This window comes from Micromonospora sp. HK10, assembly GCF_000982955.1.
Lineage (GTDB): Bacteria > Actinomycetota > Actinomycetes > Mycobacteriales > Micromonosporaceae > Micromonospora.
Genome location: NZ_KQ058888.1, coordinates 20,723 through 31,776, shown reverse-complemented (window position 1 = coordinate 31,776; position 11,054 = coordinate 20,723). Strand labels below are relative to the sequence as shown.

Here is an 11,054-nt window from a genome sequence, read left to right as displayed (position 1 = left end):
GACAGCACACCGCCCCACCCCGGGCACGACTCAACCGGACAGCACGCCGCCAAACCCGGATCACGGCTCGAACTTGTAGCCCAACCCTCGGACGGTGACGATGTAGCGGGGCGCGGACGGCTCGGGCTCGATCTTGGAGCGCAGCCGCTTCACGTGCACGTCGAGCGTCTTGGTGTCGCCCACGTAGTCGGCGCCCCAGACCCGGTCGATGAGCTGGCCCCGGGTGAGCACCCGGCCGGCATTGCGCAGCAGCAGCTCCAGCAGCTCGAACTCCTTGAGCGGCAGTTGCACGCCGGCGCCCTCGACGGTCACCACGTGCCGTTCGATGTCCATCCGGACCGGGCCGGCGGCCAGCGTCGGCCCGCCCGGCTCGTTCGCCTCGGCGCTCCGCCGGCGCAGCACCGCCCGGATCCGGGCCACCAGCTCACGCGGCGAGTACGGCTTGGTCACGTAGTCGTCGGCCCCGATCTCCAGGCCGACCACCTTGTCGATCTCGCTGTCCCGGGCGGTCACCATGATGATCGGGACGTGGGAGCGCTGGCGGAGCTGGCGGCAGACCTCGGTGCCCGACATCTCCGGGAGCATCAGGTCGAGCAGCACGATGTCGGCGCCGGTCCGGTCGAACTCGGTGAGGGCGGCGGGTCCCGTCGCGGCGACGGACACCTCGAAGCCCTCCTTGCGGAGCATGTAGGACAGGGCGTCGGAGAACGATTCCTCGTCCTCGACCACCAGTACGCGGCTCAACGGGGTGTTTCCTTTCCTGTCGGTCAGACCTGCCGGAACTCGGCCGGGCCGGCCTCGATCCCAGCGGAGGAGAGTGTCGCCTCCAGGTCGTCCGGGGGGCCGGCGGGCAGCCGGAGGGTGAACGTCGACCCACCACCAAGAGTGCTCGACACATCCACCCGGCCGCCATGGTTGCTGGCGATGTGTTTCACGATGGCCAGGCCGAGGCCGGTGCCACCGGTGGAGCGGGAGCGGGCCTGGTCGGCCCGGTAGAACCGCTCGAAGATCCGGTCGACCTCGTTCGGGGCGATGCCGATGCCCTGGTCGGCCACGGCGATCTCGACGTGCTCGTCGGTGGCCCGCGTGGTGACCCGGACGGTGGTGTCCTCGCCCGAGTAGTTGATCGCGTTCTCCACCAGGTTCGCCACCGCCGTGGCGAGCTGGCTGTCGCTGCCGTACGCGGTGAGGCCGCGCTGGCCGGCCACGACAATCTCCACCCGGCGGGCGGTGGCCGCCGTCCGGGTCCGGTCGAGCACCTCGGCGATCACCCAGTCCACGGCGACCGGTTCGGGGGCGGGCTGCGGTTCGGCGCCCTGCAGGCGGGTGAGTTCCAGCAGTTCCTGGACGAGCCGGCCGAGGCGGGTCGACTCGTGCTGGATGCGCTCGGCGAACCGTCGGGCGGCGATCATGTCCTCGGAGAGGTCGGCCGCGCCCTCGCCGGCCGGCTCGGTGGCGTCCACCAGCGCCTCGGCGAGCAGTTGCAGGGCCCCGATCGGGGTCTTCAGCTCGTGGCTGACGTTGGCCACGAAGTCCCGGCGTACCCGGGCCAACCGGTGCGACTCGGTGACGTCGGCCGCCTCGATCGAGATGTAGCCGGCGCCCAGTCCCATGGCGCGCAGGTGCACGCCGAGCGGGTTCTCCCCGGCGCTGTCGCGGCCCCGCGGCAGGTCCAGCTCGATCTCGCGCCGCACCCCCGTCCGGCGGACCTGCCCCGCGAGGGTACGGATCAGCGGGTGCGCCGCGATGGAGCCGGGCGTCGCCCCGGTGCGGAGCAGGCCCATCGCCCGGGCGGCCGGGTTCACCAGCACCGGCTCGTCGTCCGGGTCCAGCACCACCACCCCGGCGCGCAGCGCGTCGATCGACTTGCGGCCGAGCCCGGCGAGCCGGGCCTGCTGGTCGTCCGGAATCGCGGGCCTCCCTACGCCTCCTCGGGAGCCGGGGCTCCCCGGCCGCGCCGACCGGCGCCGCCACTCCCGGGCGGGCCCGGCCAGCAGCAGCCCGGCGACCAGCCCGGTCACCAGTGCCACGGCCACCCCGACCGTCACCGCCCATTCCACCCGGCGATCGTAGGGTCATCGTTTACCTGGCCATCGGGCAGAACGGGACGAAGCACTCGCGCTTCCGGGAAAGTTCACCCCCGGGTCCCGTGCCGTTCACCCGCGTTCACCGTGGCGCCGGTTCCCCCGCCTACGGTGGGTCGCGCACCTGCTCACGCCGTACCCGGGCCGCTCCGGCCACGGCGGCCACCGAACCCAGGAAGTGACGATGCGCGACGAATTCCGGGCCGACCTGCAGATCGTCAGCCAACTGCTGGTGGACATGGCGGAGGGGGTGCGGTCCGCCATGCGCCACGCCACCCGGGGCCTGCTCACCGCCGACCGGGCGGCGTCCGAGACGGTGATCGCGCGGGACGCCGAGATCGACGACCTGTACCGGCACGTGGAGGAGCGGGTCTGTGACCTGCTGGCCCGGCAGGCGCCGGTCGCCTCCGACCTGCGCGCCATGATCACCGCGCTGCACGTGGCCGCCGACCTGGAGCGGATGGGCGATCTGGCTGAGCACGTGGCCAAGACCGCGCTGCGCCGGCACCCGTCGCCGGCGGTGCCGGCCGAGCTGCGGCAGGTCTTCACCGACATGGCCGCCATCGCCGACCGGATGGCCGAGAAGATCGCCACTGTGCTGGCCAAGCCCGACGCCGACCTCGCCGCCGAACTGGACCGCGACGACGACGCCATGGACGACCTGCACAAGAGCCTGTTCGGGGTGCTGCTCGGCGAGGGCTGGCCGTACGGGGTGGAGACGGCGATCGACGCGACCCTGCTGGGCCGCTTCTACGAGCGCTTCGCCGACCACGCGGTCAACGCCGGCGAGCACGTGGTCTACCTGATCACCGGCGAGACGGCCCCCTCGGCGAGCTGACCCGGGCACGAACGGCCGTCCGCGAGCCGGGCCGGGCACGAACCGCCGGCCGCGAGCCGGACCAGGCACGAACCACCGTCCGCGAGCCGGACCAGGCACGAACCACCGGCCGCGAGCCGGGCCGGTTACGACGAAGGCCCCCGGTCGCCCGGGGGCCTTTCCGTCGGCCGGGGTCAGCGGCCCTGGTTGGCGACCGCGGCGGCAGCCGCCTTGGCGGCCTCCGGGTCGAGGTAGGTCCCGCCGAGGACCTGCGGGCGCAGGTTCGGGTCGAGGTCGTACCGGAGCGGGATGCCGGTGGGGATGTTCAGCTTGGCGATCGCCTCGTCGGAGATCTGGTCGAGGTGCTTGACCAGGGCGCGCAGCGAGTTGCCGTGCGCGGCCACCAGCACCGTCCGGCCGGCCAGGATGTCCGGCACGATCGAGTCGTACCAGTAGGGCAGCATCCGCTCGACGACGTCCTTCAGGCATTCGGTACGCGGCATCAGCTCGGTCGGGAGGAGCGCGTACCGGGGGTCGCCGACCTGGGACCACTCGTCGTTGTCGTCGATCGGCGGCGGCGGCGTGTCGTACGACCGGCGCCAGAGCATGAACTGCTCCTCGCCGTACTCGTCCAGGGTCTGCTTCTTGTTCTTGCCCTGGAGGGCGCCGTAGTGCCGCTCGTTGAGCCGCCATGACCGGCGTACCGCGATCCAGTGCCGGTCGGCGGCGTTCAGCGCCAGCTCGGCGGTGCGGATCGCGCGGCGCATCACGCTGGTGTGCACCACGTCCGGCAGCAGGTTGTGCTCGCGGAGCAGCTCGCCGCCGCGCCGCGCCTCGTCCTCGCCCTTCGCGGTCAGGTCGACGTCGACCCAGCCGGTGAAGAGGTTCTTGGCGTTCCAGTCGCTCTCGCCGTGCCGCAGCAGGACCAGCGTCCCGATGGTGGGCCCCTCGCTCGCAGTCATGCGGATCATCCTGCCGTACCGCCCGGACGGACACGCGGGGACCGGTGGTGACGACCACCACGTGGAAAAGCTGATGACCGGCGTTCCGGGCCGAGACTAGGTTGTAAGGCGCTCAATATCCATCGGTCATTACCAAAACGGGGGCGTCGGATGCGGACGGTGCGGGGCTGGTTCCAGCACACCACAGGCGGGCTGCCACGGGCCTTCTGGTACCTGTGGACCGGCACGCTGATCAACCGGCTCGGTTCGTTCGTGCTGGTCTTCCTGGCCATCTACCTCACCCAGGAGCGCGGCTTCTCGGCGTCGGCGGCCGGCCTGGTGATCGGGCTCTGGGGCGTCGGCGGGGCGGTCGGCACCACCGTCGGGGGCACCCTGGCGGACCGGTGGGGCCGGCGCCCCACCCTGCTCACCGCGCACCTCGGCGCGGCCACCATGATGCTCGCACTCGGGCTGGCCCGGCCGCTCTGGGCGGTGGCCCTCGGCGCGCTGCTGCTCGGCATGTTCGCCGAGGCGGCCCGCCCGGCCTTCGGCGCCATGATGATCGACGTGGTGCCGGAGAAGGACCGGCTGCGCGCCTTCTCCCTCAACTACTGGGCGATCAACCTCGGCTTCGCCTGCGCCGCCGTCCTGGCCGGATTCGCCGCCCAGGCCGGCTACCTGCTGCTCTTCGTGGTCGACGCGGCCACCACGCTGGTCACCGCGCTGATCATTTTCACCCGGGTCCGGGAGACCCGCTCGGTCCCGACCGGCCCGGCCCGGTCCGACGGCCGCGCCCCGACCGGCGCCCTGCGGACCATCCTCAGCGACCGGGTCTACCTCGGCTTCGTGGCGCTCAACCTGTTCGCCGCGCTGGTCTTCCTCCAGCACATCTCCATGCTCCCCATCGCCATGGGCGACTCCGGCCTCAGCCCCGCCACGTACGGCTCGGTGATCGCGCTCAACGGGGTGCTGATCGTGGTCGGCCAGCTCTTCGTACCCCGATTGATCAAGGGGCGGAGCCGGTCGCACGTGCTGGCGCTCGCCGCGCTGGTGATGGGCATCGGCTTCGGGCTCACCGCGTTCGCGCACGCGGCCTGGTTCTACGGCCTCACCGTGCTCGTCTGGACGGTCGGCGAGATGCTCAACTCGCCCTCCAATTCCACCCTCATCGCCGAGCTCTCCCCCGCCGAGCTGCGCGGCCGCTACCAGGGCGTCTTCTCGCTCTCCTGGCAGGTGGCCGGGGCCGCGGCGCCGGTCCTCGGCGGCCTGGTCCGCGAGCACGCCGGCAACACGACGCTCTGGCTCGGCTGCGCCGTGGTCGGCGGCGTGATGGCGGTGGCCCACCTCGTCTCCGGCCCGGCCCGCGAGCGGCGGGCGGCCCAGTTGCGCAGCCCGAGCCTGCCGGTCCGGCCGGTCACCGTCGTCCGCACCCCGGTGCCCGAGGCGGCCGAGGCCGCGGCCACCGGACCCGCCGGGCCGGTCCGCGCCAACCGCTGAGGTACGCCACCGCCGGCGGCAGCCGGGGGGTGAGCAGCGCCACGCTGGCGCGCGCCGGCCCGGCTGCCTACGGTCGACGGCGGAGTAGTTAACAAACCTTCCTGGAGGACGGGTGCGCGGCCTGCGTCGCTGGTGGGACAGCTCGGCTGGCGGGCTCCCCGCCACCTTCTGGTACCTCTGGTCCGGCATCCTGATCAACCGGGCCGGCGCGTTCGCGATGCTCTTCCTCTCGCTCTACCTGACCGCCGCGCGCGGCGCGTCGCCGGCCCTGGCCGGGCTGGTCGTCGGGGCGTACGGGGTGGGCGGGGCGGCCGGCACGCTGCTCGGTGGCGTGCTCGCGGACCGGTGGGGCCGGCGGTCCACCCTGCTCGCCGCGCACCTGGTCGCGGCCGGGCTGATGGTGGCGCTGGCGTTCAGCCGGCAGCTGCTGGTGATCGCCGTACTGGCCGCACTGGTCGGTGTGGCGCACTCGATGCCCAGCCCGGCCTTCGTCGCGGCGATCGTGGACGTGGTGCCGGAGGAACGCCGCGCCCGGGCGTTCAACCTGCAGTTCTGGGCGTTCAACCTGGGCATGGCGGTGGCGTCGCTACTGGCGGGCGCGCTGGCCGAGGCGAGCTACCTGGCGCTCTTCCTGGTGGACGCCGGCACCACGCTGGTGACGGCGGTGGTGATCGCGTGGAAGGTCCCCGAGACGCTCGACCGGCGCATCCGGGTGCCGGCCGCACCGGGCGGGCGCCGGCCCGGCCTGCACACCGCGCTGACCGACCGGGTCTTCCTCACCTTCGTCGGGCTGACCTTCCTGCTGGCCGTGCTCACCATGCAGACCTCGACGATCATGCCGCTGGCGATGCGTGCCGACGGCCTGCGCCCGTCCGCGTACGGGCTGGTGGTGGCGCTGGGCGGCGCGCTCATCGTGGTCGGCCAACTGTTCGTGCCCCGGCTCATCGCGCCCTACCGCAAGGCGGCCGTGCTGTCGATCTCCACCGGGCTGATGGCGCTGGGCTTCGGCACCCTGGCCGTCGCCGACCACCTGCCGGTCTACCTGGGCGCCGCGGTGGTCTGGACGGTCGGACAGATGCTGGCCGCGCCGCCGAACGCCCAGATCAACGCGGACCTCGCCCCGCCCGAGCTGCGGGCCCGCTACCAGTCGGTCTTCTACCTGACCTTCCCGGCCGCGTCCTTCGTGGCGCCCGCGCTGGGCGGGCTCAGCATCCAGCACCTCGGCGAACGGCACTGGCTCGTGGTGGGCGGGCTCGGCCTCGTGGCCGCGGTCGGCCACCTGCTCGCCGGCCCGGTCCGGGAACGCCGGGTCGCGGCCCTGCGGGCGGCCACCGTGGAGGGAGACAAGGCCCTGGCCGGGGAGCGCTGACCGCACCGGCCGGAAACGGCTCGAGCGCCCACCCTGACCCCCGTCAGGATGGGCGCTCGTACCGTACGCCCGGCGGCGGCGGGCGACCCTCACCCCCGTAAGCGTCGCCCGCTCGCGCCGCCGGTTCCACCGGGTGGCACCGTCCCCCAACGGCGTGCTCCACCCGATCCCTCGCGTCTCGCTTGCGCGGATCTGATCGATCCGCCGCTCCCCCGAACGATTCCAAGCGTGACGCGGTGCAATAAAGTTAGTTCGCCCGGTTTCCGGATTCAACCCGGATCGCTGTCTCGCCCGTCACAACCGGGCCGGAAAGCTCCTGCTCCGGGCCTCGGTCATGGCCAACAGGGAATCCCCGCCGACCATTCCCGTAAACCTCAACCGTCCTCCCGATTCGGGTTCTCGGTCCGGAAGAAGTTGCTCTGCCGGCCGTCCCGAAGCTGCTCCTGATAGATCAGGTTCAGCTGGCGCAGGTCGAACGTGCGGAACCAGTCGTCCCAGCTGATCTCCTGGATCCGGCTGCTCTCCCGGTAGCCCGGGATGTTGAAGGTGAGCACCCCCGGCCGGTGGCCGCGCTCCGTACCGGCGATCGTGGCCGGCTTGGCGTTGCGCGCCCGCGCCCAGCGCTGGATCACCTCGTGGTTGCGGGTGACCAGGCTGCGACCCGGACGCTCCGGTCGATCCTGCAGCGACGTGATGAGCTGGGACGAACCGACCGACCGGCTGGACGCCCGCCCCTTCGTCGTACCCCCGGACGGGGCGGCCCGGGCGGTGGCCCGGCGGGCCGGTGCCGCCTTGGCCCGGGCGGTGGTGCTCTTCGCGGCGGGTGCCGACTTCCGGGCGGCCGTGGTCCGCTTCGCCGCGGGCGCCGACTTGCGGGCCGCCGCGGTCCGCTTCGCGGCCGGAGCCGACTTGCGGGCAGTCACGGTGGTCCGCTTCGCGGCGGGCGCCGACTTGCGGGCGGCGCTGGTCCGCTTCGCCGCCGGCGCCGACTTCCGGGCCCGGGCGCCGGTCGCCTTCGCCGCCGGCGCCGCCTTCGCCCGGGCGGTGGTCTTCCTCGCGGTCGTCTTCTTCGCCGCGGCGGTCTTCCTCGTCGCGGACGCCCGGCCGGCGGGGCCGGTGCTCTTCCGGGCCGCGCCACCGCGCGACTCCGCGCGCAGGGTCCGGGTCAGGGTCTTCACCAGATCCGGCTTGCGCATGGCGGAGATTCCGGTGACCCCACGGCGGCGGAGTTGACCCCGGAGGTCGTCCACCTTCATCCGCGAGATGTCGGATTCGGAGATGCCCGGCGTGTTCGCGGTCTGGTTGCCGGGTTGCCGCTTGGTCCTGGCCGCGGTGCTGCCACGACCTGAGCTGTTGCGCTGAGCCATGGGAAACGCTCCTCGACAGTCCGTCCTCGGCGCGCGGCGGATCCCAGTGCCGCACCGCGCGGTGCGGCATACCCGTCAGGACGGGTCCGAACCTCCGACACCCGAGGTCGCGCCCGCCGACGGCGAGAAGAGGTGGGCGAACGCGGCCAGATTGGCCGTCGACTCGCCCCGCTTGACCCGCCACTCCCACTCCCGGCGGATGGCCGTGCCGAAGCCGATCTCCAGCATGCTGTCGAACGACTCGTCGGCGTAGGTCAGCACGGCGCCGAGGAGGCGGTCCAGCTCGTCGGCGTCCACCCCGGCCAGGTTGACCCGCCCGGTCAGGTAGACGTCGCCGACCGCGTCGATCGAGAACGAGACCCCGTACATCCGGGCGTTGCGCTGCAACAGCCAGGCCCAGAGCTCCTCGCGGCGCTCGTCCGGCTGGCGCATCACGAACGCCTCGACCCGCAGCGCGTGCTCGCCCACGATCAGGTTGCAGATCGTCTTGAGCTTGTGCGTGCCCGGCAGGGTGACCGCGTACGACGTCTCGCCGGTGGACTCCCACTCCAGCTCACGCTCGGCGCAGACCGTCTCGATCAACGTGGCGACGTCACTCCTGCGGCTCATCGAACCCACTCTACGGTCGCCGCCCGCCGCGCGCCGGGCGGGCGGCGCGGGTCACCACGAGCAGGAGAGGGCGGGATCGCGCACAAGCCGGTCGGCCAGCCGGGCCCGCTGCTCGGCGATCGCCTCGCCGTAGACGGCGAGCAGCCCGCTCACCGTGCGGTGCCAGGAGAAGTCGCGGGCGTGCCGCTCGGCGCCCCGGGCCAGCGCGGCCCGGCGCAGCCGGTCGGGCAGCAGGCGGGCCAGCGCCCGGGCCCAGTCCACCGGGTCGTGGCCGTCGATGAGCATCCCGCTGACGCCGTCCCGGACCGCGGTCACCAGACCGCCCACCGCCGCCGCCAGCACCGGGGTGCCGCAGGCCTGGGCCTCCAGCGCCACCAGCCCGAACGACTCGTTGTGCGAGGGCACCGCGACCAGGTCGGCGGCCCGGTAGAGGGCGGGCAGGTCCTCGCCGGTACGCGGCGGCAGGAAGCACACCCGGTCGGCCACCCCGAGCGAGGCGGCCAGCTCGATCAGCGCGGTGGGCCGGTCGAGGCCGCTACCGCTGGGCCCGCCGCAGATCACCACGGTCACCTCGTCGGCGAGCGCGGGATCGCGCTGGCGCAGCGCGGCGACCGCCCGGATCAGCACGTCGGGAGCCTTGAGCGGCTGGATCCGGCCGACGAAGGCGACCACGTACCCGGCGGTGGGCAGGCCGAGGTGGCGGCGCGCCGCCATCCGGGCGGCGTGCCGGTCACCGGCCGGCGGGCGGAACCGGTCCAGGTCCACCCCGGGCTGCACCACGGCGACCCGGGCCGGGTCGGCGTCGTACCGGTCGATCAGGTCGCCGGCTTCGACCCGGGTGTTGGCGACCAGCCGGTTGGCCTCGGCCACCACCTGCTCCTCGCCGATCACGCGGGCCTTGGGCTCCGGCCGGTCACCGGCGGCGAGCCGCGCGTTCTTCACCTTGGCGAGGGTGTGCGCGGTGTGCACCAGCGGCACGCCCCAACGCTCCTTGGCCAGCCAGCCGACCTGGCCGGAGAGCCAGTAGTGCGAGTGGATCAGGTCGTAGTGGCCCGGCGGTCGGGCAGCCTCGGCGCGCAGCACGCCCGCGGTGAACGCGCAGAGCTGCCCCGGCAGCTCCTCCTTGGTCAGCCCTTCCAGCGGGCCGGCGGTGACGTGCCGGACGTGCACCCCGGGCGCCATCTCGACCACCGGCGGCAGGTCACCGGAGGTCGCCCGGGTGAAGATCTCCACCTCGACGTCGGCCTCGGCCAGCCGGCGGGCGATCTCCAGGATGTAGACGTTCATCCCGCCGGCGTCGCCCGTGCCGGGCTGGTGCAGCGGGGAGGTGTGCACGGAGAGGGTGGCGATGCGGCGCGGTCGCGGCCACGGCAGGGCGCCTCGCTGACGACCGACACCGGTGTGCACATCCGCCACGTCCGCTCCCTCTGTCACGGTTGATGCCGTCCCGCACGACCGGCGCTTCTCGGTCAACCTCCACGCCGGATGTCATCTTCCCCATCGGGCTTGGGAAATGCTTCCCGGCCGGGTCCCGGCGTGACGGACCTCATCCGCACACCGCGCCCCGGGTCGGGGGAGAATGGCCGGATGACCTCAGTCGCCATCGTCACCGGAGCGTCCAGCGGGATCGGCGCGGCCACCGCCCGCCGGCTGGCCGCCGAGGGTTTCCACGTGCTCGCCGCCGCGCGGCGCACCGACCGGCTGGCCGGCCTGGTCGCCGAGATCGAGTCGGCCGGCGGGGCCGCCACCGCGGTGGCCTGCGACGTCACCTCGGACGAGTCCGTCGCCGGCCTGGCCGCCGCCGCGGCCGCGGCGCCCGGCCCGGTCACCCTGCTGGTCAACAACGCCGGCGGCGCCCGTGGCCTGGACCCGGTGGAGTCCGGCTCGGTGGGCGACTGGCAGTGGATGTACGAGGTGAACGTGCTCGGCACGGTCCGGGTCACCCAGGCGCTGCTGCCCGCGCTGGAGGCCTCCGGGGCCGGCACCATCGTGGTCATCAGCTCCACCGCCGGTCACGTGGTCTACGAGGGCGGCGGCGGCTACACCGCCGCCAAGCACGCGCAGACCGCGGTCGCCGGGACGCTGCGGCTCGAGCTGTGCGGCCGCCCGGTCCGGGTCATCGAGATCGACCCGGGCATGGTCCGGACGGAGGAGTTCGGGCTGGTCCGGTTCGACGGCGACACGGCCAGGGCCGATGCCGTCTACGCCGGTGTCGCCGAGCCGCTGGTCGCCGAGGACGTCGCCGACTGCGTCGCCTGGTGCGCCACCCGCCCGCAGCACGTCAACATCGACCAGCTGGTGGTCCGCCCGCTGGCCCAGGCCGCCCAGCACAAGGTGCACCGGGTGGGTCGCTGAAGCACGGGGAGTGAG

10 protein-coding genes are annotated in these 11,054 nt (G+C 73.3%); 4 read left to right on the top strand and 6 right to left on the bottom strand.

Features of this window, described 5'->3' with window-relative positions; translation table 11 throughout:
* Positions 1–60: 60 nt before the first annotated feature.
* Positions 61–744 (bottom strand): response regulator transcription factor, encoded by a 684-nt coding sequence (locus tag LQ51_RS27875; protein ID WP_046570816.1) that lies wholly within the window; start codon positions 742–744, stop codon positions 61–63.
* 23 nt (positions 745–767) lie between these two features.
* On the bottom strand, positions 768–1,994 hold the full coding sequence (locus LQ51_RS27870) for a sensor histidine kinase (protein WP_369799903.1): 1,227 nt from the start codon (positions 1,992–1,994) through the stop codon (positions 768–770).
* 274 nt (positions 1,995–2,268) lie between these two features.
* Between LQ51_RS27870 and phoU the strand changes: the two genes are divergently transcribed.
* Entirely contained in the window at positions 2,269–2,922 is a 654-nt protein-coding gene (gene phoU, locus LQ51_RS27865) for a phosphate signaling complex protein PhoU (RefSeq protein ID WP_046570813.1), read from the top strand.
* Positions 2,923–3,095: 173 nt separating this feature from the next.
* On the opposite strand, the gene LQ51_RS27860 is transcribed toward phoU, so the two are convergent.
* Entirely contained in the window at positions 3,096–3,863 is a 768-nt protein-coding gene (locus LQ51_RS27860) for a phosphoglyceromutase (RefSeq protein WP_046570833.1), read from the bottom strand.
* Positions 3,864–4,013: 150 nt separating this feature from the next.
* Here LQ51_RS27860 and LQ51_RS27855 point away from each other — a divergent pair, with 150 nt between their 5' ends.
* Positions 4,014–5,339: an MDR family MFS transporter gene (locus LQ51_RS27855; RefSeq protein ID WP_046570811.1), complete on the top strand. Its 1,326-nt coding sequence runs from the start codon at positions 4,014–4,016 to the stop codon at positions 5,337–5,339.
* Positions 5,340–5,451: 112 nt separating this feature from the next.
* Positions 5,452–6,708 carry an MFS transporter gene (locus tag LQ51_RS27850; RefSeq protein WP_046570808.1) on the top strand — a complete coding sequence of 419 codons (1,257 nt, stop codon included), beginning with the start codon at positions 5,452–5,454 and terminating at the stop codon, positions 6,706–6,708.
* Between the two features lie 374 nt (positions 6,709–7,082).
* On the opposite strand, the gene LQ51_RS27845 is transcribed toward LQ51_RS27850, so the two are convergent.
* The 3 genes from LQ51_RS27845 to mshA form a co-directional block, all read right to left on the bottom strand.
* The gene (locus LQ51_RS27845; protein WP_231605909.1) at positions 7,083–7,964 is read right to left on the bottom strand and encodes a hypothetical protein; all 882 of its coding nucleotides are present in this window, start codon (positions 7,962–7,964) and stop codon (positions 7,083–7,085) included.
* Positions 7,965–8,150: 186 nt separating this feature from the next.
* Positions 8,151–8,684: a type III secretion system chaperone family protein gene (locus tag LQ51_RS27840; RefSeq protein WP_046570804.1), complete on the bottom strand. Its 534-nt coding sequence runs from the start codon at positions 8,682–8,684 to the stop codon at positions 8,151–8,153.
* A 51-nt stretch (positions 8,685–8,735) separates the two neighbouring features.
* The gene (gene mshA, locus LQ51_RS27835) at positions 8,736–10,100 is read right to left on the bottom strand and encodes a D-inositol-3-phosphate glycosyltransferase (protein ID WP_046570802.1); all 1,365 of its coding nucleotides are present in this window, start codon (positions 10,098–10,100) and stop codon (positions 8,736–8,738) included.
* A 171-nt stretch (positions 10,101–10,271) separates the two neighbouring features.
* Between mshA and LQ51_RS27830 the strand changes: the two genes are divergently transcribed.
* Positions 10,272–11,039, top strand: coding sequence for an SDR family NAD(P)-dependent oxidoreductase (locus tag LQ51_RS27830; RefSeq protein ID WP_046570800.1), 768 nt, complete (start codon positions 10,272–10,274; stop codon positions 11,037–11,039).
* Positions 11,040–11,054: the final 15 nt, after the last annotated feature.

Excerpts from the sequence above, each read along its gene's own strand:
- phoU (WP_046570813.1), top strand. The coding sequence starts at position 2,269 with ATGCGCGACGAATTCCGGGCCGACCTGCAGATCGTCAGCCAACTGCTG.
- LQ51_RS27860 (WP_046570833.1), bottom strand. The coding sequence starts at position 3,863 with ATGACTGCGAGCGAGGGGCCCACCATCGGGACGCTGGTCCTGCTGCGG.
- LQ51_RS27855 (WP_046570811.1), top strand. The coding sequence starts at position 4,014 with ATGCGGACGGTGCGGGGCTGGTTCCAGCACACCACAGGCGGGCTGCCA.
- LQ51_RS27845 (WP_231605909.1), bottom strand. The coding sequence starts at position 7,964 with ATGAAGGTGGACGACCTCCGGGGTCAACTCCGCCGCCGTGGGGTCACC.
- LQ51_RS27840 (WP_046570804.1), bottom strand. The coding sequence starts at position 8,684 with ATGAGCCGCAGGAGTGACGTCGCCACGTTGATCGAGACGGTCTGCGCC.
- LQ51_RS27830 (WP_046570800.1), top strand. The coding sequence starts at position 10,272 with ATGACCTCAGTCGCCATCGTCACCGGAGCGTCCAGCGGGATCGGCGCG.